This is a genomic window from Rhodococcus sp. 077-4 (assembly GCF_047782425.1).
GTDB lineage: Bacteria > Actinomycetota > Actinomycetes > Mycobacteriales > Mycobacteriaceae > Rhodococcoides.
Genome location: NZ_JAJPWC010000002.1, coordinates 1,429,674 through 1,452,705, shown reverse-complemented (window position 1 = coordinate 1,452,705; position 23,032 = coordinate 1,429,674). Strand labels below are relative to the sequence as shown.

Annotated in this window: 20 protein-coding genes; 5 read left to right on the top strand and 15 right to left on the bottom strand. The window is 64.2% G+C overall.

All coding sequences use genetic code 11. The annotated features are described in order from the left end of the window. Window positions 1-8 precede the first annotated feature (8 nt). From ACNEOT_RS15940 to ACNEOT_RS15905, 8 genes are all read right to left on the bottom strand, one after another. A complete protein-coding gene (locus ACNEOT_RS15940; RefSeq protein ID WP_415975014.1) occupies window positions 9-581 on the bottom strand; it encodes a hypothetical protein in 573 nt (190 codons plus the stop codon). Beyond that, window positions 581-2,509, bottom strand: coding sequence for a DEAD/DEAH box helicase (locus tag ACNEOT_RS15935; RefSeq protein ID WP_415975013.1), 1,929 nt, complete (start codon window positions 2,507-2,509; stop codon window positions 581-583). Before ACNEOT_RS15935 ends, ACNEOT_RS15940 begins: the two co-directional genes overlap by 1 nt. Window positions 2,510-2,581: 72 nt before the next feature. Further along, entirely contained in the window at window positions 2,582-3,400 is an 819-nt protein-coding gene (locus tag ACNEOT_RS15930) for an Fpg/Nei family DNA glycosylase (RefSeq protein WP_415975011.1), read from the bottom strand. Window positions 3,401-3,529: 129 nt separating this feature from the next. Beyond that, entirely contained in the window at window positions 3,530-3,910 is a 381-nt protein-coding gene (locus tag ACNEOT_RS15925) for a VOC family protein (RefSeq protein WP_415975010.1), read from the bottom strand. Then, window positions 3,907-5,526, bottom strand: coding sequence for an MFS transporter (locus tag ACNEOT_RS15920; protein ID WP_415975008.1), 1,620 nt, complete (start codon window positions 5,524-5,526; stop codon window positions 3,907-3,909). Before ACNEOT_RS15920 ends, ACNEOT_RS15925 begins: the two co-directional genes overlap by 4 nt. Further along, entirely contained in the window at window positions 5,523-6,356 is an 834-nt protein-coding gene (locus ACNEOT_RS15915; protein WP_415975007.1) for an NmrA family NAD(P)-binding protein, read from the bottom strand. The genes ACNEOT_RS15920 and ACNEOT_RS15915 overlap by 4 nt, the downstream gene beginning before the upstream one ends. Before the next feature lie 40 nt (window positions 6,357-6,396). Next, complete coding sequence (locus tag ACNEOT_RS15910; protein WP_415975006.1) at window positions 6,397-7,218, bottom strand: alpha/beta fold hydrolase; 822 nt, start codon at window positions 7,216-7,218, stop codon at window positions 6,397-6,399. A gap of 116 nt (window positions 7,219-7,334) precedes the next feature. Then, window positions 7,335-9,155, bottom strand: a complete 1,821-nt coding sequence (locus ACNEOT_RS15905; protein ID WP_415975004.1) for a sensor histidine kinase — start codon at window positions 9,153-9,155, stop codon at window positions 7,335-7,337. Window positions 9,156-9,227: 72 nt separating this feature from the next. Between ACNEOT_RS15905 and ACNEOT_RS15900 the strand changes: the two genes are divergently transcribed. Then, entirely contained in the window at window positions 9,228-9,599 is a 372-nt protein-coding gene (locus ACNEOT_RS15900; RefSeq protein WP_415975002.1) for a response regulator, read from the top strand. Window positions 9,600-9,606: 7 nt separating this feature from the next. On the opposite strand, the gene ACNEOT_RS15895 is transcribed toward ACNEOT_RS15900, so the two are convergent. The 3 genes from ACNEOT_RS15895 to ACNEOT_RS15885 form a co-directional block, all read right to left on the bottom strand. Beyond that, complete coding sequence (locus ACNEOT_RS15895) at window positions 9,607-10,275, bottom strand: response regulator (RefSeq protein WP_415975001.1); 669 nt, start codon at window positions 10,273-10,275, stop codon at window positions 9,607-9,609. 110 nt (window positions 10,276-10,385) lie between these two features. Continuing rightward, window positions 10,386-12,449 (bottom strand): AMP-binding protein, encoded by a 2,064-nt coding sequence (locus ACNEOT_RS15890; RefSeq protein ID WP_415975000.1) that lies wholly within the window; start codon window positions 12,447-12,449, stop codon window positions 10,386-10,388. A gap of 258 nt (window positions 12,450-12,707) precedes the next feature. Beyond that, window positions 12,708-14,051, bottom strand: a complete 1,344-nt coding sequence (locus ACNEOT_RS15885; RefSeq protein WP_415974998.1) for a serine/threonine-protein kinase — start codon at window positions 14,049-14,051, stop codon at window positions 12,708-12,710. 177 nt (window positions 14,052-14,228) lie between these two features. Between ACNEOT_RS15885 and ACNEOT_RS15880 the strand changes: the two genes are divergently transcribed. From ACNEOT_RS15880 to ACNEOT_RS15870, 3 genes are read left to right on the top strand one after another with little or no spacing between them, the layout of a single operon-like run. Continuing rightward, entirely contained in the window at window positions 14,229-15,455 is a 1,227-nt protein-coding gene (locus ACNEOT_RS15880) for an EAL domain-containing protein (RefSeq protein WP_415974996.1), read from the top strand. After that, on the top strand, window positions 15,452-16,096 hold the full coding sequence (locus tag ACNEOT_RS15875) for a GyrI-like domain-containing protein (RefSeq protein ID WP_415974994.1): 645 nt from the start codon (window positions 15,452-15,454) through the stop codon (window positions 16,094-16,096). Before ACNEOT_RS15880 ends, ACNEOT_RS15875 begins: the two co-directional genes overlap by 4 nt. A gap of 13 nt (window positions 16,097-16,109) precedes the next feature. Then, window positions 16,110-17,381 carry an MFS transporter gene (locus ACNEOT_RS15870; RefSeq protein WP_415974992.1) on the top strand — a complete coding sequence of 424 codons (1,272 nt, stop codon included), beginning with the start codon at window positions 16,110-16,112 and terminating at the stop codon, window positions 17,379-17,381. Window positions 17,382-17,397: 16 nt separating this feature from the next. Here the strand turns inward: ACNEOT_RS15870 and ACNEOT_RS15865 are convergent, their stop codons facing one another. Next, a complete protein-coding gene (locus ACNEOT_RS15865) occupies window positions 17,398-17,826 on the bottom strand; it encodes a VOC family protein (protein ID WP_415975226.1) in 429 nt (142 codons plus the stop codon). Window positions 17,827-17,925: 99 nt separating this feature from the next. Further along, complete coding sequence (locus tag ACNEOT_RS15860; RefSeq protein WP_415974990.1) at window positions 17,926-18,228, bottom strand: hypothetical protein; 303 nt, start codon at window positions 18,226-18,228, stop codon at window positions 17,926-17,928. 116 nt (window positions 18,229-18,344) lie between these two features. On the opposite strand from ACNEOT_RS15860, the gene ACNEOT_RS15855 reads away from it, so the two are divergent. Beyond that, complete coding sequence (locus tag ACNEOT_RS15855; RefSeq protein ID WP_415974988.1) at window positions 18,345-18,908, top strand: dihydrofolate reductase family protein; 564 nt, start codon at window positions 18,345-18,347, stop codon at window positions 18,906-18,908. Between the two features lie 6 nt (window positions 18,909-18,914). Here ACNEOT_RS15855 and ACNEOT_RS15850 read toward each other — a convergent pair whose 3' ends face one another. Continuing rightward, window positions 18,915-19,211, bottom strand: a complete 297-nt coding sequence (locus ACNEOT_RS15850; protein ID WP_415974986.1) for a DUF503 domain-containing protein — start codon at window positions 19,209-19,211, stop codon at window positions 18,915-18,917. Between the two features lie 82 nt (window positions 19,212-19,293). After that, entirely contained in the window at window positions 19,294-22,821 is a 3,528-nt protein-coding gene (gene car / locus ACNEOT_RS15845; RefSeq protein ID WP_415974985.1) for a carboxylic acid reductase, read from the bottom strand. Window positions 22,822-23,032: the final 211 nt, after the last annotated feature.

Below are 23,032 nucleotides of genomic sequence, written 5' to 3'. Positions count from 1 at the left end.
GCGTCAGCTCAGCCGAAAAACCCTGTGGCGTCAACACTCTCGATGGGCACCCAGCGTCGCGGAAAATCGTTCGACGCAGTTGTAGCCGATAGATCGACTCCACGGACGGCCAACGCCGTCGTCGGCATCTGATCGACGATCAGACTGACTGCGTAGGTTGCGGCCGTCACGTGGACGCAGGGATCTATTTTTCCGGAGCAGGTGCAGAACGCATCGGTGGTGTTGGGGACCGGCGATAGCTTGCCGGCTATGAGTTCGGCGTGGACCTCGTCGGGGAGGTCACCGCTGGACGCCCCGCCGCGCGTGTGGCGAGCGAGGATGCGAAGCACCGATTTCCGTTCGGCCGCCGAATAACGGGGGAGGGACAGCACCGCAGTCTCTGCCTTCTTGCCGGCGGACACGACACAGCGAAACTCCCCGATCTTGCTGTGGTGCACGGCAACTGCATCGTTGCGGACCAGGCTTCGTGCCCGCGGAAGCGTCGGATTCGGTCGAGTGACGGCGATGGGCTCGACTCGCCGGACCCAGTCCTTCCCCCATGGCGTCGATCCGAAGGCCGCATGCTGCGGTGTTGTGGCCATCAGCGCGTCACCGCCCGCAACGACAGCGTCTCGCGCAATGTCGAGTCGTCGAGCGCCGCCAGCGCCAACTCGTTGTTGCTCTCGGTCAAACCGGCGATCGCCTTCTTGCGGGTATGGAGTGACGCGATGTGCTCCTCGAGCGTTCCTTCGGTCGTCAGTGCCATCACTGTCACCCGTGACTTCTGCCCGATCCGGTGAACCCGGTCGGTGGCCTGCGCTTCGACCGCGGGGTTCCACCATCGGTCGTAGTGAATCACGGTGCTGGCACGAGTGAGATTCAAGCCGTACCCCGCCGCCCTCAGGCTGAGAACCATGACGGGGGATCGGTCGTTGTTCTGGAACTGATCGATCATTCTGTCGCGTTTGTCCACGTCCAGGCCACCGTGAAAGAACGGGATCGGGGCTCCGGTGAGTCGTTCGAGGTGATTGGAGAGGATCTCGCCGGTGCGGCGGTACTGAGTGAAGACGAGCGCAGCCTGCGAGGATTCGGCAAGTTCGTCGACGATCTCTGTAAGCCTGTCGAGTTTGCCCGAGCGATCAGCAAGTCGAGACAAGTCTCCGTTGACGAGGCCGGGATGGTTGCAGATCAGTTTGAGCGAGGTCAGTAGCGCAAGCACTGCGGTTCCTCGTCCGCGATCCGGGCCGAAACCGGTGTCGAATGCTTCCTCGACGGCCGAGTTGTACAGCGTTGCTTGCTCGTTCGATATCGGACATAGAACGTCGACATGGTGCTTCGGCGGTAAATCGGTCGCAACCTCGGCCTTCGTTCTTCGCAGGACGACCGGCGCGATCGCGCCGGACAACTGTGCGAGTGCGGCCGCCGAGCCTCCCTGTTCGATGGGTACCGAGAATCGCCGGGTGAACCGAGCCCGGGTTCCGAGCAATCCTGGATTGGTGAGATCGAGCAGAGCCCAGAGTTCGTCCATGCGGTTCTCCACAGGAGTGCCGGTCAGCGCGATGCGTGTGGTGGAACTCAACCGACGCGCGGCCCGAGCAATTTTGGTTCGAGAGTTCTTCATGACGTGCGCCTCATCGAAGAACACTGTGCTCCAGGATATTTCGCTCAATCGGTCGGTGTCGGTGCGTAAGGTGGGGTATCCGGTCACTGTCACAGAGCCCGCGTCGGAGCACTGCTCGAGAGTTCGAGTCGGCCCGCGGTACACGTTGACGACCAATTCGCCGTTGGAGAAGTTCTCGATTTCTCGCCGCCAGTTGCTGATCAACGACGTCGGGCACACGACCAGATAGTTGCCCTCGCCTCGCCGCGCTCCGACGATCATGTGCGAAATGGCCTGGAGCGTTTTGCCCAACCCCATCTCGTCGGCGAGGATCCCCCCGCCGCCCATCTCCTGAACGGTCGGCACCCAGGACGCCCCGTGGACTTGATAGGGCCTCGGTGTGAACATCGACGCACCCTCGCTCAGATGGTTCTGCATGCGCAGGCTGGCTCGGAGCGCGTCAGCGGCACCGTGTGCGGTCAACACGCTGGATCCGCCGGCGTTGGGAACAGCATGTGCTGCCCGCGGGAGAGCGTCGACAAGCGCTCGAGGAACCACGCGTACGTCGGGGTTGCGCTCGACGTGGTCCAGGATCGACAACCATCCCTGCGTCGATGGCTCTTTCTCGGAGCCGGCGGCGGTCCGAAGGTCGGCACCGTTCGCGGCGACGAGTTGCGCATCCACAGTGCGCACGACGACGGTGCCGTCCGCATCGGGAATCGCAAGCTCGATGGGAGTGGACCCTCCCACAGGCGTCGCCTCCGGTGCGCTGTGCCAGACGGCGAAACAATGCCGTTGCGGCAGATAGGTGACGTGCGGATCTGGGTCTGTGTCGGCGGTCGAAAGCATGCACCCTCCGGCGAAGTTCTCTGCCTCGGCGTTGTCCGAAGCTGCCAACACCGTACGCCGTCCGGTGGCGTTGCGCCGCATTCGATCACGCTTGACAATTCCGAAAAATGCTGTCCTACAGCGCTATCGAGCACCCCGCCGCGATGGATCGGATCAGGATTGCTCGCGAGAACACCACCACGTCGTGCGGCCACCCACTGTTCCGCGAAGCATCGGCGCGCCACATCGAGGGCACGCCGCATCCGCCTTGCGGAACGGAATGATCTCCCCGGTGTGTACGCCACCCTTCTTGATCGCTGATCTGATCGCACGACGCAGAACAACGCGGAGCTCGTCGAGCTCTTCTGTCGTAAGCGTCTTGGCACGCCTGGACGGGGATTGCTCGCTCTGCCAGAGCACCTCGTCGGCCAGTAGGTTGCCGACGCCTGCGATCGCCGATTGGTCGAGCAGTCGTGCCTTGAGAGGTGCACCGCTGGAACCGATTCGGTGGCGGAAATCGTCGCGCGTGATTTCCGCGGCGTCCGGACCGAGCCCGTCGATGTCGGGTTCGAGTCGAACGCGGCCGAGGCGGCGCTTGTCGAACAGCCGCAACTGGCCGCCGTCTTCGAACGTCATGGAGAACCGTGTCCACTCGGGCTTGTCGGTCGGTCGCTCGCCCACATGAGGATCGCCACCTCCGTACTGCGACGTCCGCGCGCCGTCGGGAGCGGTGACGATGACGCGTCCACCCATGCCGAGGTGAATGCCCAGAGTCGGGCCGCTCGATCCGTCGGCCGTGATGGTCTCGCACCACATCGCTTTGCCACGTCGGCGCGCCTCGGTGAGCTTGCCGCCCGTCAGCGCACGGGCGATATCTCCCGGCATGTGTGGTCGGCACTCGAACGTGTCCGTGTCGTCGATGTCGACGATCACACGACCGAGAGCTTTCTCGACGACCTGTCGGGCGTTTTCGACTTCAGGTAGTTCCGGCATGCGTCCGGTGTACCCAATTCGCCGGCACTATGCGCGGCTGCCAATTCCATCGATCTGGGACCGCCAGGCCCAGGCAGGCGGTCGCCGACAAAGGATGATGCGCACAACCGCTGACCGGTAGTGACCCCGTCAGCCCGCGGCGCGCGCAGACGGCTGCCGGAAGCCGATGAGATTGCCGAAGGGATCGAGTACCTGGCACAGACGCTCGCCGGTGAACACCGATTTCGGCCCCCGATGCACGACGCCTCCGCGATCGACGCAGCCGGCGACGACGGCGTCCACGTCGGCGACGTCCCAGTACGACACCGATCCAGCCGTTCCCGCGGGCCGGTTGTAGTTGTCCGTTACGTGGACGGTCAGGCGAGTGCCGGAGACATCGAACGCAGCGAGTTGCTCGTGCAGGTCGACGGGTTCGGTTCCCAGGAGCGTTCGATACCAGTCGACGGCGGCGGCGAGATCGTCCGAGAAGTAGAAGACGTTCCCCACGCCCGAGAGTGCGTTGTCCATCATGTTCCGTTCGGGTTCGTTCGCACCGAAAGTGCGATGTCGTGGGTTTCGGTTCGGGTAGCGCTGTCGACGGTGTGCGCCAGGGCGTTCTGCATGACGTCGTGATCCGAGCCGAGCCATCGTTCTTCTCGCTGACGCCGGTACTGGCTCCACGACGGAACGGTGAATTGTTCGACCACGGTGTCCTCGACGTCCAGACTCCGGTAGAGGTTCCAGGCGTACGCCCCCGTCCGCTTTCGCGCGATCCCGACCGGTGCCATCGACGTCAGGAACTGCTCCAGAGCGTCTTTCGAAACGCGGTACGTGACGGTGATCCGTACGGGACCGTCGTCGGGATCGGGTTCGAACACCACGGTCGGAGTCGGCCAGGCCACCGACACCGCGCGGTCGAGCACGCCCGTCTCGGCCCGCAACGGCAGAACGGCGACGCTTGCCGCGACGAGGGCCAACGCGGCCACCGCGACGGCCAATGCGTCGACGATCCCGATCTTCGACGCCAGCCAGCCCCACGCCAGTGAGCCGATGGCCTGCGAGCCCATGAACACCAGAAGGTAGACCGACATTCCACGCGCTCGAACCCACGTCGCAAGCGAGAGCTGAATCGAGGCGTTCAGCGCGGTCAATGTCGTGATCCAGGCGACGCCGGACAGCAACAGGGCCGGAACCACCGCCCACAGCGGAAGCCATGCGAGCGCGGCCATCCCGATGCCGTATCCGACCGCTGAACCCACGAGGAGAACGTTTGCACTGCAGCGCTTTCGGAGTACCGGCGTCACGGCGACGCCGATCACGGCCCCGACCCCGAGCACACCCAACAACACCCCGTATCCCACCGCGCCCAGTCCCAGCACCGACGACGAGGCCGACGGCAGGAGAGCCCACAATGCGGAGGCCGGGAAGGCGAACAGGGCCGAGCGCAGAATGATGCGTCTGACCACCGGTCCGGAACGGATATAGCGGACGCCCGAGAGGATCGACTCGGCGAGGCCCTCGCGGTCGGTCTGCGGGTGCTTCGGCCGCTTCCACGCGATCAGCACACTCAACGTTGCAAGGAAGGACGCGGCATTGATGGCGAACACGAATGTCGGACCGGCCACTGCCACCAGCACACCGGCGAGCGCAGGCCCGATGGCGCGCGCACCGTTGACGGTCACGCTACCCAACGCCGAGGCGGCCGGTATCTCCTCGCGGCTCACCAACTCCGGCTGAATCGCCTGCCACGCAGGCGCGGAAAGCGATGTCCAGCAACCCAATACGAAGGTGCACGCAAGCAGTCCCCACGGAGACAAGGTGTCGGTCCAGGACAGAGCCGTCAGAACCACCCCGGTCAGCATGGACCCGGCACCGACGACGATCAGCAGAACTCGGCGATCGAGTGCGTCGGCCAATGCGCCTGCCAGTAGGGCCAGCAGCAGCGTGGGAAGCAAGCTTGCCGTTTGCACGGCCGCGATGACGGTGGTCGAGGCCTCACGTTCGACCAGGAACCACTGCGCTCCGACCGTCTGCATCCAGCCGCCGACGTTCGAGACGAGCTGGGCGATGAAGAGGCTGCGGTACACGGTGTTCCGTAGCGGCGACCACGCGGACGGTGCTGCCGCCACGGTGTCTGTCGTGGTCACAGCAAAGCCGCCGACCATTGTGCGAACGTCTGCCACTCGACCTCGGGGTAACTCGAACGCAATCCGGAAATGTCTGCGTCGTAACCGATGTCGGTCAGAAACTGGAACATGGCTCTCATGTCCTCGGAACCGATGTCTGCTGCTCGGCCCGAGTACGGCCGCACCGACGTCCCGAATACACGTCCCAGAGTCGTGGCCATGGCCTCCAGCGTCGGATTGTCCGATGCGAGATCGATTCGTCGATCCCGAAAGGTGTCGGGATCGGTCAACACCATTGCGACGAAGCGCCCCAGGTCGCGTCGGGACAGCTGCTGCAGCGGCGTGTCGAGCGGCAATGGCAAATCGAGTCGGCCGGCTCGGATGTCGTCGAGTCCGCCGAGGAGATTGTCGTAGAAGTAGGTGGGCCCGACGATCGTGTACGACACGCCGGCGTCACGCAGAATTGCCTCGGTTTCGGCTTTCGTCTCGAAATGCGGTATGCCGGTGTGGCGATCCGCGCTGGCGACCGAGGAGAACACCACGTGCGGAACCTCCGCGGAGACGACGGCGTCGACGAGCGCCGCGCCCTGCGCCGATTCGGCAGCGGGACCGTCCTCGAAGGGTGTCGTCATCACGAACGCACCGGCACTGTTCCGCAACGCGGCCGCGGTCGATTCCCGATCGGTGATGTCCGCGACGACAATCTCAGCGCCCCGCTGACGTAGTCGATCTGCGCGAGCCGATCGACGCCGCACCACCGCGCGTACCGATTGCCCCTGCGCCAGTAGGGCATCCACCACCGCGCCGCCCTGCCCTCCGGTTGCTCCGACGACTGCGAACGGTCCGATCATCGTGTTGGCACCTTTGTTCCGGAGGGCGAGAGCGGGGCTGTTACTTGGCGATGAAGGCGAGAATGTCTGCGTCGAGGGCCTTCTGGTAGTCGCCGTAGATGCCGTGCGGCGCACCGGGGTAGACCTTGAGGGTGCCGTCCTTGACGAGTTCGGCAGTCTTCAGTGCGGCCGCGGCGATCGGTACGATCTGGTCGTCGTCGCCGTGCGCGATGAAGATCGGCACGGTCAGCGCTTTGAGGTCCTCGGTGAAGTCGGTCTCGGAGAAGGCTTTCACGCAGTCGTGGGCCGCGGTCAGATTGACCAACATGCCCTGACGCCAGAAGTCGTCCTTGGCTCCCTGCGAGACAGTCGAGCCCTCACGGTTGGCTCCGAAGAACGGCTCGGACAAGTCCTGGTAGAACTGCGAGCGATCGCTCAGAACACCGTTGCGGATGTCGTCGAATGCGGCGATCGGTGTGCCCTCCGGGTTCGATTCCGACTGCACCATGATGGGCGGAACTGCGCCTGCGGTGATGACACGAGCGACGCGGCTGCCACCGTGCTGTGCGGCGTACCGCACCACTTCGCCGCCACCGGTCGAGTGTCCGATCAGGGTGAGCTCCTGCAGGTCGAGTGCCTCGACCAGTTCGGCGAGATCCTTGGCATAGGTGTCCATGTCGTGGCCGACGGCAGTCTGCGAGGACCGGCCGTGTCCACGGCGATCGTGCGCGATAGCGCGGTAGCCGGCATCGGCGAGAAGTTTGAGTTCGAGCTGCCACGCGTCGGAGGACAGGGGCCATCCGTGACTGAGCAGTACCGGCTTTCCTGAGCCCTGCTCGGTGTAGTAGATATCGGTTCCATCGGTGGTGGTGATGAACGGCATCGTGTGCTCCTGGATCGGTTCGATTGGGTACCGACAACATTCGTCCCACCGGGAGGCGAAAGCGTCGCCGCTGCCATCCAATGTGGGGGAGGGGATAGCGGTGGCGTCACTACCTGCTACCCGGTAGTCAGACCGATGCGCACCGACAGTGTCGTCCCGACACCGGGCGGACTGAGCACGGTCAGTTCTCCGCCGACTGCGGCCACTCGATCCTGCAGGCCGATCAAACCCGAACCTCCGGACGGATCGGCACCGCCGCATCCGTCGTCCATAACCTCGAGTTCCACACAACTCTTCGTCACGCGCGCAGTGATCTGGACCTCGGTGGCCTCGGCATATTTGGCGGTATTCGTCAGTGCCTCGGCCACAACGTAATACGCCGCCACCTCCACCGATTCGGGCAGACGAGAGGGAATATCGGCCTTCAGAGACACCGGAACAGGGCTGCGCCGCGCCAAGGTCTTCAACGCCGGGGCCAGTCCACCGCGCGAGAGTATTGCGGGGTGGATGCCGCGGGACAGTTCGCGCAGATCCGTGTGCACCTGAGACAACGTGGCGACGGTGCGATCGAGCCGGGTGCGCAACTCGGTCAGATGCTGCGGCACGGACTCCTGTGCCGCGCGCAATTCCATTCCGAGAGAGACGATTCGCTGCTGGGCACCGTCGTGCAGGTCTCGTTCGATACCGCGGCGCGCCTGGTCGGCTGCAGCAACCACACGAGATCGCGACCGGGTCAGCTCGAGCCTGGTGTCGTGGTTGTAGACCGCGGTGGCGATGAGGTCGGCGAAGTCGGCCATTCGATCCCTGGTGTCACCGCCCGCAGAACAGTAGGGGGTGGTGGTGCCGATGATCACCGCTCCCCAGGTCCGGCCGTCGACAGTGATCGGTACGCCCTCGGACCGACGAATTCCCCTCCCGTCCAGCCGCGACACGATGTCTCCTGTCGCTGTGGTGAAGTCGACGGCCGCGGCGCGGCCGGTGTCGGCAATCATGGTCGCGACATTTTTTCCGCCCACTGGTAGGAGTTCGCCGGCCCTCACGCGGTCTCCGCCGGCGTCGTCGCGGATTGCCAGAATGGTGTAGCAATCGTCGGCGTAGCGAATCACCGACACGTGTTCGTTGTCCAGGCCGACAGTCAGTTCGTCTGCGACGGCGACGAATACGTCATCGGGCTCGGCCCGCAGCGCGACCAGAGTTGCCACTCGCCGCAACGACGCTTGTTGCCGAGCGAGAGTCACGGTTCTGTTGTGCATGTCCTGGCGGTCTCGGGCGGCGGCGAGCAGAGCCTCCAACGACGGAACGACTCGTCTGACGCGACGGGAATCGGCGGCGTCCAGATCGGCAGGGACCAGCAGTGACGCGGTGACGGTCGGCCCGTCGCGCAGAAGCATCTTCTCCTGCCCCGTGGAGACCGGAGAATTCTCGGGGCCCAGTATCGCGAACGGCAGGTCGAGAACGCCGGCCAGGCGGGCACTGGCGGCGTCGAGCATTTCGGGGGTGTAATCCGATCGCAGCATCGTCCTGGCGAAGGACGCGAGCATGTCCGCTTCCCGTCGTCGTTGATCCGATTCTGCCGCGCGAAGCCGCGATTGACCGACGAGCATGTTGGTGAGCAGTGCCAACGCGAGAAAAACAACAAGCGCCGGAAAGAGGCTCTCGCTGCTCTCGATGACGTGGATGTACGCATAAGCGGCAGCGCTCGCCACGGACGTCGCAATCGACAAACGAAAGCCCCAGCCCGCGGATACGACCAGAACGCCGAAGAGGAATATCGCACCGAAGGCGTTCTCGGGAGAGATCCGCTTGAGTAGCAGAACGACGACGATCTCGAGGCCGATCGTGGCCGCAGCCAGTGCAACCCCGCAGGCCACCGGTGGAGCGCTCGGCCGCAGGATCAGAGTGACGAGCCGATTGCGTCGGGCAATTTCGGCTGTCATCGTCACTTCCGCCCGATCGAAGTACCGCTAGCGGTAATGCTGCGTCGACTGTTCTCTGACAGGGTCGACAGGGTGAGATCCTCCGGCCTGCGTTGCCTGATCGTCGACGACAGCGATGCGTTCTGCATCGCTGCCCGTCGGCTGTTGGAGGCTGCGGGTATCGCCGTGGTGGGGAGTGCGATCTCGTTGGTCGACGCGCTCGAAGCCGTGGCATCCACACAACCCGACCTCGTCCTGGTGGATATCGACCTCGGTACCGACAGTGGATTCGACGTCGTCGAAGCGATCGACGCGATGGCGCTGACCCCCGCGCCTGCGGTCATCCTCGTCTCGACCCACGACGAGGAGGATTTCGCGGATCTGGTGGAAAGCAGTTCGGCCCTGGGGTTTCTGCCCAAGTTCGAACTGTCGGCTACCGCCATCGACACTCTCCTGAAGAGATGATTGCGTATCACCCGACCGTGTCGAGGTAGAGGATGACGGCCCGGACGCGACGGTGATCGTCGGACGTCTCCGCCAGGTCCAACTTGGTGAGGATGCTGCGGACGTGCTTCTCGACGGTTCCCTCGGTGATCCACAACCGCCTCCCGATACCGGCGTTCGACAGCCCCTCCGCCATCAACGTCAGTACATCGCGTTCGCGAGAACTCAACGCGCCCAGTGGGTCTCCTCGACGCTTGGCGGCAACCAATTCGTAGACCAATGCAGGATCGATCACCGATGCGCCCGCTGCGATGCGGTCGATCGTCGATACGAAATCGGCCACATCGGTCACCCTGCTCTTGAGCAGATAGCCCATACCCCTGGCCGTGGAATTTCCGCTGTCGAGAAGTTCGAGAGCATGATCGACCTCGACGTGTGCGGACAACAGCAACAGGGCGACGTCGGGAAAGCGGGACCGAATGCTCAACGCTGCGTCCAGGCCCTCGGCCGTGTATGTCGGCGGCATTCTGATGTCGATGATCGCCAATTCCGGCGGATCGACCTCGAGCAACGCCAGCAGTTCCTCCGCGTCGCCGGCTCGACCCACGACGTTCAGGCCCGCCTGAGTGAGCAAACTGGCCAGGCCCTCACGCAGCAATACGTCGTCATCGGCGATCACTACTCGAATTTCGGACATCACACTCCCTGAACCGCGTCGATATCGAAGTATCCGATGCGAGCAGGTGTGCCGTCATCAGTCATTCGACTCGTTGTTCGGTCCTTGCAGCCAGGGAAATCCGCTGAGCGTTACATTCCTGCGGCAGTCGGCGGTTCGATCAGCATCCTCTTGATGACCTTGCCTGTCGCGGTTCGCGGGAGCTCGTCGAGAAAGGTGATGTCTCGGGGGACGCAGAAGCGGCTCAGGCGATTGCGGATGTAGGCGCGCACCATCTCCGCGTCCAGGCTCGCCGCACCGCGACCGACGACGAAGGCGACGAGACGTTGCCCGTATTCGCTGTCGGGAACACCGACGACAGCGACCTCGCCGACCTGAGGAAGATTGGCGATGGCATCTTCCACGGGACCTGGAAAGACATTCTCGCCACCGGAGATGATCATCTCGTCGTCCCTGCCGCAGACGAACAGTCGACCGTTGCAATCGAGATAGCCGAGATCGCCGGTATCCATCAGCGCAGCACCGCGGGCCGACACGGTCGACGGTGGTTCGGCATTGGTGTAGCCGTCGAACAGCATGTCGTTACCGACGAAGATTCGGCCGAGAGTTCCCATCGGGACGGCGCTTCCGTCGGCGTCGAGCACCGCAATGGTTGTGCCCAGCGGAGGCCGGCCCGCAGTTGCAGGGGCGGCGCGCAGGTCCTCGGGGGTGGCGATCGTGGCCCACGAGACCTCCGTGGACCCGTAGAAGTTGTAGAGAACATCACCGAACAGATCCATGAATCGGTTCACGGTCGATCCGGTCAACGCGGACCCACTGCAGGCGACGACGCGCAGGCTCGAGGTGTCGTAGCGGGATCGCACCTCGTCGGGCAGCTCGAGAATTCGCTGCAGCATGATCGGGACGGCGATCAGCGAGGTGCATCGGTGCGCCTCGATCGCACGCAGGCACTCTTCGGGATCGAACCGATCCTGGAGAACGACGGTTGCGCGCAGCGGCGTACTGATCTGCAGCGCCGCGAACCCCCAGCTGTGGAACATCGGTGCCGCGATCAGCATCCGCTCGTTCATCTGCAGAGGCATGCGAGAGAGCATTGCGGCGACCGTTCCGAAGCCCCTCGGGGTCGGACGGAGTGCGCCCTTCGGCGACCCACTCGTCCCCGAGGTCAACACGACCACCGACCCGGGACGATCGGGCCTGTCGAACGAGGCAGACGGCGCTGCGACGAAATGCTCGAGGGTGCGTCGGCGCGGAACGGCGGTATGAGAAGACAGGCTGACGCGGGTGACGTCGTCCGGCAGGTAGCGCACCATCGAATCGAATTCGTCGTCGACGAACAGGACCCGGAGTTGATGGCGATCGGCGATCGCTTCGATCTGGCGAGCGGCCAAGCCGGTGTTGAGGAGGACCACCTCGACTCCGAGCATTCCGCACGCGACGGTGCATTCGATCATCGCAGAGTGGTTGCGAGCGAGGATGCCGACTGTGCTGCCCGGACGGATGCCGGACGCGTCGAGACCTGCTGCGATGCGATGAGATCGGTGGTGAATCTCGGCGAACGTACGGGTTCCGCGGTCGTCGATGACGGCGATCTCGTCCGGTGATTTCGCTGCTGCGGCAGCGAAGCCGCCTCCGAGGGTGAAGCCCCATTTCGCCAGCGAGTTCAGCTGTCGGTACGCGCGATCTGGACGTGCGGCTCGGATGACACCGGTTCCCACCATGGTCTTCATGATCGCCAGCTGAAGCGATCGCGAGTCGCCGGTGTTGGACACGATCGACGTCGAGGTACCGGACAACGAATCGTCGAGTCTGCGCAGACCGCCCATCACCCAGTCGACGACGGCGCGGTTGTGTTCGGGTTGGGGCGAGTACGCACCGCCGAGTCCGGCTCTGAAGACGGTGACATCGATCTTCGTCTCGTTCGCAGAGCGCGCAGTGAGGGTGAACCTGATGAACCCACCGGACTGCAGGTGTTCGATGGTGATGATCGGCCGGTTGCGTCTGTTCACCACCAGTTCCAGGGCGTGCTCGACGCCGCCGGCTCCGCACGTGTACCCGGCCGCCGACTCGCGAAGCCGGCAGTGATCGAGTCCGGGGAAGTAGCGAGGGAACAGTTCGACTGCGCTCAAGACTCCGCACACCTGGTCGACGTCGTGTGCGAAGACCACACTGCAGTCGATGACGTCCGAGACCATGCCTTACCCCCCGTACCCGCCGAGTCGGACACCTACGCCGCATCAGCACCGACCAGGGGATGGCGGCGCACGCTGGGAACGGGTCATCGGCCTGGATGAAGTCGTTATCGTAAACCCGGCGCACGGTTCATGGGCGAAATCGGCCGAATTCTGTCGACCGAGGCTCGAAACGGTGTCGATTCCGGGTGCAATCCCCGATGGCGCGGGCACCATGGGGTTCCGAGAACCGAACCGGCTGCGTCGCCGACGGGCGTGAACTCAGTTCCCTCGGCCGGAATTGCCGTTCCCATTGCCATTTCCGTTACCGCCATTGCCGTTGCCCGAGTTCCCGTTGCCGTTGCCGTTACCGCCATTGCCGTTGCCCGAGTTTCCGTTACCGCTGCCCGGCGGTAGTGGTGCCGGGGCGACAGGCTCGACCGTAGCCGGATTCGTCATGGGGGCCGGTGCGGGTTCGGGCGGATTCGAGACAGCTGGGAGTGCCGGCCCGGGCACAGGTGCAGGTGTCGTGGGCGACGCGGTCGTCGTCTCCACGAGTGTTGTCGACGGCGCAGCGGGCAGGTTCGAATCCTCGCCCGCGCCGGACGCCGCCCAGATGATCGCCGCTCCCAGCGTGACGAAGAGCGTCGCCGCAGCCGCGATCATCCATCGTCGGCGGGGTGAACTCGACTCGGTCGACACTGGAACATGCAGGGGTGCAACAGCATTCATCGATTCCACGGGCATCACGGTGGTTCGAGGGAGAGGTGTTGTGCTCCGCAGGAGCCCGCGCAGTCGGTGGGCGACTGCCGATGCCCTCGGTCGATCTTCCGGCCGCCTCGACGTCATCTCTGTCAGCAGCGAATGCCAGTCCGGCCCGAGCTCGTCGGGAACGGCAGGGTCGCGGTGCAGGCGTGCCACGGCTGCCGCCACGGCACTTCCCTCGAACACCATTGCGCCGGTGATGCATTCGATGAGAACGAGGGCAAGTGTGTAGATGTCTGTCGGTGGGCCGGCCGAGGTCCCCGTGGCCTGCTCAGGGCTGAGGTAGTGCGCCGTACCGACCGTTGTGCCGTGCTCGGTGAGTCTTTCTGCATCCACTATGCGGGCAATGCCGAAATCTGCGAGCTTGGCACATTGCCCCACGCCGACGTCAGGATCCTGGGCGATCAGAATGTTGGCCGGTTTGATGTCGCGGTGCACCACACCCCGGTCGTGAATGTAGGCGAGCGCCTCCGCGATCTCACAGCCGATCCGCGCGACGTGGGCGTACGGCAGTGCCCGGCCCTGGCGAAGGGCACCGAGAGTGGGACCGTCGATCAGCTCCATCACCAGATACGGCACAGGTACACCGGTGGCATCGTGCGCGGTTCCCGCGTCGTACAGCGTCACCAGACCCGGGTGCGACAACGACGCCAGGGTCCGGACCTCCGCGTCGATCCGTTGTGCAGTGTCCGGCGGCTCACCGTGCCGGAAAATCTTCACTGCCACGGATCTGCCGAGCACCTGATCCTCTGCGTGTACGACGTCGGCCATTCCGCCGCGCCCGAGCACTGCACCGAGTCGATATCGACCCGCGAAGAGGTGATCGTGAGTGGCCCGAGGCGCAGACTCCGCTCCCACCATGATTCACCGCCGTTCGTCGACTACTCCGAGCACCCTATAGCCAGCAACGCAACGTGCAGACCGCAGTCGGGTATCGGAAAATTCGGCCGGGTCGGGCATGATGATCCACCGGGTGGGGACCGAAGGACAAGCACCGAGGGAGGTTCCACCGTGCGTCGACGTCCTACACACGACGAAATGTCTCCGATGTCGATCGACCTCACGTCGGCGTATCAGCCGATCGTCACCCTCGACGGCCGCGCTGTGGTGGGGTACGAAGCGCTTGTCCGTACGTGCGGAGATGGTCCGCCGATCTCGCCGACGGAACTTCTTCGCGTAGCCCGTGAGCAGGACGTCACCGCCGATTTCGATTGGCGTTGCAGGATCAGCGCGCTGCGCGGTGCCGTCGAAGCCGGCTATCCCGAAGGGATGGCGCTGTTCGTCAATGCCGAACCCATCGCTCTCGACGCGCCGCCTCCTCGGGATCACCTTCCGATTCTCGCCGACGCGGCACGGCTGTCGATCATCGTCGAAATCACCGAGCGAGATCTGATGGGTGATCCGGCCGGACTGCTCAGGGCAGCCGAGCATGCGCGCAACCTGGGTTGGCGAGTGGCTATCGACGACGTGGGGGCAGACTCGTCGAGTCTGGCGCTGATCCCGCTCCTGCGACCGGACGTGATCAAACTCGATATGGCACTCGTGCAGGGCCGTTCGAGCAACGAGACAGCCGCCATCGTTGCTGCCGTTGCCGCCGAGGCCGAACGCACCGGTGCGTTGGTGCTGGCAGAAGGAATCGAAACAATCCGCCACGAGAGCTACGCGCGAGCCATGGGTGCCGTTCTCGGCCAAGGTTATCTGTACGGTGCACCGGAATCCCTTCCGGGATTCGGCGAGGCATTCGAACCCGTCCGTCCACTGGATCTGGATGGCTCGGTGACCGTGCGCGCTCCGGTGGCCGTGACTCCGTACGGCCTCACCCATCAACTCGGTGCCCGTAGGCACGCCGATGCAACACTGCTCGATGCCATCGAGAACAGTCTGTTGCACAGTGCGTACGGCACCGGGTCGTCGACCGTGGTGTTGGCCACCGTGAGCTCGTCGACCGGTACGACCCCTGCGCGCGCAGCGATCTACGACGATCTGGCGTCGCGTACCGCGCTGATGGCCGTCTTCGACTCGCACCCCGCGCCCGAACTGCACAATGTCCGGACGGTCGTCGTCGGCGCGGACGAACCCCTGGCAATGGAACGCTCGATCGTGATCCTGGCTCCGATGTCCAGCGTGGCGCTGATCGCAGTCGAACGCGGTACGGCGGAGGACGGCACTCCGATGTACGACTACCTGCTCACCTACGATCGCCACGTGGTCCTCGATGCGGCAACGGTGCTGTTGCGACGAATTCCCGCTCGGTCCTCGCCGTGACGCGCGCGACGAAGATCGACTTCAAGAAGACGCTCGACGCATATTCCGCGCGGCACAACACCTTTCGGACCCTCGTCGTACCGCCGCTGACCTATCTGATGGTCGACGGGCGCGGCGATCCCAACACTGCACCGGAGTACGCCTCCGCGATCACCGCGCTCTACCCCGTGGCCTACGCACTGAAGTTCGCCAGTAGGAACAACCTCGACCGTGACTACGTCGTCATGCCGCTCGAGGCACTGTGGTGGGCGGACGACATGGCGTCCTTCACCACCGCGCGTGACAAAGCGCAATGGAATTGGACGACCATGATCATGGTGCCCGACTGGATCGACCGAACGATGTTCGAGTCGGCTGTGGCGTCGGTGCGGGCCAAGAGGGGTTCCGATGCGTCGACCGAAGTGCGGCTGGAGACCCTGGACGAGGGACTGTGCGTGCAGACCCTGCACATCGGCTCCTACGACGACGAGACGTCGGTATTGGCCGAGCTGCACCAGCGGCACATTCCCGACTCCGGAATGACGATGACGGGCAAGCACCACGAGATCTATCTGAGCGATCCACGACGGGTCGCACCCGCGAAATTGCGTACGATCCTTCGTCAGCCGGTGGAGTACTCGGCGGAGTCGACGCCGCTCTGACACGATGACCGTCATGACCTATCCGGTGCGTCCGGCGTCGTTCACGGCCGGGACCCTCACCCTCCTCGGGGCGCTCTACTTCGCGCAGGGGCTGCCCTTCGGATTCTTCACTCAGGCGCTCCCGGTGGTACTCCGGGAGTCGGGCTTCTCGCTGGTGAAGATCAGCGCAACCGGTGTGCTGTTTCTGCCGTGGGCTCTGAAGTTTCTGTGGGCACCGTACGTCGATCGCTACGGATCCAGGCGACGGTGGCTGCTGTCGCTGCAATGTTCGGCCGCGGCGGTGGCGCTGGCACTGTCGTTCCTCGATCTGTCGTCGACATTGCGCTGGCTCTTCGTGGGAATCTTCGTCATCAACGCCCTCTCCGCGACGCAGGACATCGCGACCGACGGCATCGCGGTACGCACGCTCACCGCGGCGCAGCGCGGGCTCGGCAACGGCCTGCAGGTCGGTGCCTACCGGATCGGAATGGTGTGCGGCGGAGGATTGCTTCTGTGGCTGTTTACCTTTGCCGGGTGGCAGGTGCTGTTCGTCGCGATGGCACTGCTGATAGTGCTCTCGACGGTCCCCGTGTGGTGGATGCGCAGGCAGCTGGACGCGGCCGATGCGGACTCCGATCGGTCCGACGAACCGGAGACTCCGTCGCGGCTCGCGGTCGCATGGTGGTCCCGGCTGCGTAGGCCCGGCATGGCGGCATTCATCCTGCTGATCATCGGGTTCAAGTTCGGAAATTCGATGGGATCGGCACTGGTGGGGCCGTTTCTGTCGGACAGTGGACTGTCGCTGCCCCAGATTGCACTGGTCGAGGGCGGTCTGTCTTCGGTGGCTGCTCTAGGGGGAGCAGCACTCGGGGCGTGGTTGTCGTTTCGACACGGACGTCGCCGCGCGCTGCTGGTCGGAGGAGTGAGCCAAACCCTGAGCCTCGCGCTGTATGTCGTTGCGTCCTTGGGTATCGGCGGATTTCCCCTCCTGGTCTCGGCCAACATCATCGAACATGTTCTCGGCGGAGCGGCCACTGTTGCAGTGTTCGCCTTGATGATGGACGCATCCGAGAAGCGGTACGCGGGTAGTGATTACACACTGATGGCGTGTGCGGTGGTTTTCGCGCAGGGCGCGGCCGGAATTGCCGCCGGTCTGATCGGCGACCTGTTCGGTTACACGGCGATGTTCGGCTCCGCGCTCGTTCTGTCGGGGATCGGCTGTGCCGTGTTGCTGGTGGCACTCCATCGGGGCTGGGGGCCCGAGAATCTGCGGCACGCTGTCCCGCCGAAGACGGTCGTCGTCTAGCGGCGCCCGCGAGGGCTCAGCTCCCACTGGTCGATCCTGCGATATTGACCATCCACTGCACGCCGAACTTGTCGGTCAACATGCCGAACGTGTCGCCCCACGGAGCCTTCTCCAGGCCCATCGTGAACTGCGCGTCGACGGCCAACTCGTTCCAGTAGCCCGTCAATTCCTCTTCCTCGTCGCCGCTGAGAGACACGCTCATCGTGTTGCCGGGCGTGTGTTCCATAGACGAGGGGGTGTCGGCGCCCATCAGGGTGAACCCGTTCGGGGTCGTGAGCTGACCGTGCATGATCTTGTCCTGATCGGCGGGATCCTCGCTGGCGTGAGCCTCGCCGATCGTGGTGAACGTGAGTTCACCACCGAAGACCGACCGGTAGAACTCCATCGCTTCACGCGCGTTGTCACGGAACGACAGGTAGGGATTCAGAGTGGACACGACCGAGATCTCCTTTTTTCCGAACAGGCTTTGCTGAGCCGGGTCGACTACAGCCGTCGAACAAGTAGACACTCGTGACGACGAAAAGTCACCGGTCGAGATCGAGTGTCAATTCTCGGTGTCGCTGTCGTCCGGCCGCGACACGTTCGCTTCCCACCGGGCCCGTCGCTCGTCGTCGGTCTGTTCCCACCACGGCGTGCCTCGCTCGCCGAGGGCAACTTTGGTGGCCTGTACACCCGCCCGAGATTCCGGTGCACCCGACGTGCGTTTGACCTCCCTGCGCCACGCCATGAGAATGGACCGCAATTCGGCATCGCGTTCCTCCGGAATATCGGGATCCGTTGCGCGCCAACGGCGACCCTTGATGACGATGTAGTGACCGTCCTCGGTGCGTTCCAGTTCTTCTGCCATGAAGTCCACAGTGCCACGGGTGAGTCGGGCAAACAGTGCCGAGCCCGAGAATCGACGCCGTCTCGGGCCCATGGTTTACGATTCCGGCACCCGACTCCGGAACCCGAAGGATCACCATGCGCACTCTGATCGTGACCGCGTTCGTTTCTCTCGACGGCGTGATGGAAGGACCCGGCGGCGAGGTGGGCTACCGCAACTCGGGGTGGACGTTCAACGACATCGAATTCGACCCGGCGGCGTACGAGATCAAGGGACGCGAGCAAGAAGAGGCCACGGCGCTGCTGTTGGGCCGCACTTCGTACGAGGCATTTGCGCCGATCTGGCCCAGCATGGACGATTTCGCCCAGTACAACGCGATGCCGAGGTACGTCGTATCGACCACGCTCGACCATGACGACTCACGTTGGCCGGCAACCATACTGCGCAGTGTCGACGACGTTGCAGAGCTCAGGAATTCCGACGGTGGGCCGATCTCGGTGCACGGCAGCGCCACACTGGGACGAAGTCTCGCAGACGCCGGATTGGTCGATCGGTACCACCTGCTCGTCTTCCCGGTCCTGCTCGGCGCGGGAAAGCGCCTGTTCAGTGCGGCCGACAAGGACACCACGCATCTCGAACTCGTCGAACACGCGGTGTACGGCAACGGAATTCAGAAGCAGGTGTTCGACGTCCGTCGCTGACCCGGCCTAGATGTCGTCGCTTCGGATCGTGCGCCGTCGGACGGAGACGAGTTGAAGCTCGGGGCGTGAGGCCGCGACGCGTTCCATTCGGTCGAGGACATCGGTGACGTGGTCGAGATCGCCGGCGACGACGGACGCGCCGATACCTGCCCGTCTGTGCAATTCACGATGGTCGGTCTCTGCGACCGACACTGCGAACTTGCGATGCAATTCGGAAATCACCGGCCGAATCACGGAACGCTTCTCTTTGAGTGAGTGCACATCGCCGAGAAGGAAGTCGAATTCTATCCATCCAATCCACATATGGCGTCGACTCTACCGCCGGACGGGCGAGTGGAGCGTGAAATCGGCGATGCAGGCCTCGTAGCCCGCATCGCCGACAGCTTCACCGCTCGTTCACCAGCCCGAGGGCCACGAGATCGGACAGGTACTTCTCGATCAGTTCGCGCCCGAGGTGCGGAATCTCGCCGACGGCTGCTGCGAATTCGTCCGCGGGCAGAATCGCCCCCGATGACGGGTGCTGCGGTCGCGCGTACGAGTGAATCAACGGGAGTAGTGAATGGGACCGTTGCTTCTCCGGCAACGCCTCGACCGCGGTGCTGAACCGGTCGAACCATTCGTCGTAGTCGTCGACGATCTCGATGTCGCGACCTGCATCGCGGATCCAATCGACGAACGTGTCCAGCGAGATGTTGTCGTCGTGTGGGTTGAGAATGTCGAAGGTTCGGTAGCCCGACGTGTCGGCACCTGCGATCGACGTGATGGCACGCGCACTGAAATCTGCAGGTAGTCCGTCGTAGTGAGCCAGGGGACGCCCGTTCTCATCGGTCGGTGCACCGGTATCGGTGGCGTAGAACGTCCGCGGAGCCAGGCCGGTGGCGACCACCGACAGGATCAGCCGCGTGAACACGTCCGGAACGTTCAGCTGACCGGTCCACGTGCTGTGCGCGAGAATCATGTCCGATCGGAAGACCGACACGGGCAGGCCGAACTCGTCGAATGCGTTGCGCAACAGCACTTCACCGGCCCATTTCGAGTTGCCGTAGCCGTTGGCGTACGAATCGTCGACAGCACGTGACGGACTGTCGGTACGGATGTCGCCGTTCTCTCGGAAGTTCTCGACTCCCACAGCGACGGCAACCGTCGACAGATAGGTCACCGGCTTGACATGGTGGGTGAGTGCGAGCCGGATCACCTCGGCCGTTCCGACGACGTTGGGGCCGAAGAGGTGCTCGTACGGCAGCGCATGGTTGACCAGTGCGGCGGGGTGGACGATGCGATCGACCCGCTCGGACAGCGCTCCGAAGGCATCGTCGTCGAGCCCGAACCGAGGTGTTCCGAGATCGCCTGCCACCACCTCGAGCGCGGCGTCGGCCAATGCCCGGTACCGATCGGACAGCTCGGCGTCGCCGCTGTCGAATGCTGCATCGAGTCGGGCCCGCGCGTCCGAATCGGAGCGTCCGCGCACCAGGCAGACCACTTTTCCGCCGACCTCGGCCATGCGCTCCAGCCATTCCAGGCAGAGAAAGCGGCCGAGATATCCGTTGGCACCGGTGAGCAGGACCGTGTCGGTTCGGTCTCGGGGGCCCGGGATGCGGTGAGCGCCATCGAGGAGTGCGTCGTCGAGAAACTTCGACAGACCCAGCTCGGACGCGTCGGCAACGGTGGCGCCGCGACCGTGCACCGACGCAAACGTGGCTGTGCCGGAATCGCTGTCACGGGCAGTGGCGATGTACTCGGCCAGCGCTGCCAGGTCCATTGCGGGACCGGTGATCACGCCCACCGGAACGTCGACGTCGTAGATCTCACGCAGCAGCGTCGAAAACGTCAACGCCGACAACGAATCTCCGCCCAAGTCGCTGAAGTGGGCGTCGGGACGAATGTCGGAACCTGCACATCCCAGCAGCGCCTGTGCGGCATCGCCGACAGTGGTCAGGACGGGGGCGTCGGCTCCGCTGCGGCGGAGTTCACGCAGGCGCTCGCTCTGGCCGGATTCGAGGTCCTGGTAGCGGCGCTCGAGTTCGGCGCCGTAGCGCTCGACGAGTTTGGGCCGCAGTTGCTTGCCTGCACCGGACAGCAATCCGTTGTCCTGCGTGAACGGTTGGTGTTCCAGCACTATTTCGCGCGGGATTTCGTACGAGTTCAGCGATTCGGTGCGCGCGATCGTCTGCAACGATTCGATGACCGAACTCGCAGTCGTATCCGGGTGCGCCGGTACGACTATTGCCAGTAGGTACGCGCGTTGACCGTTGCCGTACAGAAAGATCTGATCGACCAGCTCGCTGGTACCGAACAATGCTTCGAGGCGTGCCAGCGCCACGAACTCTCCCTGGGCCAGTTTGAGCACGTTCTTGCGCCGGTCGAGGTAAGCGAGTCGGTCCGGCTCGATCTCGGCGACTACGTCTCCGGTGCGATAGAAGCCTTCGGAGTCGAAGACGTCGGCCGTGACGTCCGGGCGCTTGTAGTACCCGGGAATGATGGACGACGTCTTGAGCAGCAACTCACCGCGCGGGTGGGGCTTATCGGTGGAGAAGTAGCCGAGCTCGGGTACGTCGTCGAGCTTGTACTCGATCACCGGCGGGCGCGCGACGACGCCGTCGTGGAGCACCATTCCGGCTTCGGTGGAGCCGTAGTTGTCGCGCACCTGAATGTCGAGCAGCTCCGTGACGAAATCCTTGACCTCCGCAGCGATAGGTGCGGTGCCGACCATCGCCGCAAGGACACGTCCGCCGAATTGTTCGTTCCTGTTGCGCTCCAGAACATCTCGCCGTACACGGTCTTCGTCTCCTGCAGTGGAGCGTTCGACCTCTCGATCGATCTCGGCGAGGACGTTGTGTCGAATCATCTCGCACACGCGGGGGATCAACAGCGCCATCGTGGGGCGAGCGAGCGCGAAGTCCTCGAACAGCGTGGACAGGTCGCTGGCTCCGGCGAAGTGCACCGTCCCGCCTGCCGCCAGCGCCGAGAAGACGAGGCCACGGCCGGCCAAGTGACTCATCGGAAGGTAATCGAGGGTGATCACGGGGAAGGCGGGCCGATCCACGGATTCGGAGGAAGCTCCGGTGTGGTGCCAGGCCCCGGTCCAGGCTCCACAGACGAGTCGTTCGGTGTGCATGGCTCCCTTGGGAGTTCCGGTGCTGCCGGAGGTGTAGATCAGTGTTGCGAGTCGATCGGGGTCCTCGGCGTCGGGTGACGGAACCTCCGGTAGTCGTCCGCCGTCGCGAACCAGCTCGGTCAGCGGTCGGATGACGATTCCCGCCTGTTCGGCATCGTTCTGCGCGGACTTCATGATGCGTGCGTGTGTCTCGATCGCAGCGTCGTAGTCGAGGACGACGATTCGCCGAATGGACCGGCAGTGCGTGGCAACCTGGACCGCGACCGACAGGTTGTCGACATCGGCTGCGAGAACGACGGGTTCCACCTCGTCGGCAATGGCAGCGAGTTGCCCGGCGGTGGCACCGGCCTGCAGTGGAACGGCGACCGCGCCGAGTCGGATCGTGGCCAGTTCCGCGATGACGTAGTCGGGGCTGGCGAATCCCAAAGTAGCAAGAAAGTCACCCGGCTCGACGCCGATGTCGTCGTGCGTCAGCGCCGCGGCCAGGGCACCCGCGTCGTTCCACGCCTGGCCGTAGGTGACGGTATCGAACCGGGGGAGTAGCCGAAGTGTGCCGCCCTCGTCGGTTGTCACGACCTCGCGGGCCCGGCGACCGAGGGCAGGCCGATCCGAGTAGCGCGTCATGATTTCGGCGACCACGCGGGCGAGGTTGGGCGAGAGCTCCTGGGCGGCGTCGGCCACCGCACGGTCCGGCTCGGCGGCTCGAAACTCGGGGTCGGTCTTGTGCAGCTCCTCGAATCGGCTGCGCTGCCTGTTCTCTCGATCCTGTGTGCTGTCGACGGCCAGTGTGTGCGTCATTCTCGACTCCCCTCCGATGATGCGCGCCGATCGTTCCGGGCGATCGTGATGGTCCTGTAAATATCGTTATCAAAGGTAAGTATATGCTGCCGAGTGCACTTTCAATCGTGACCCTGCTCATAGTCCGATTTGTCGTAAATATTTGTCCTGCTGAGGTTTTCGACCTCGGCCCGACCGAACGGCCGCGGGGGAACAGTGCTGTCTCGACGCT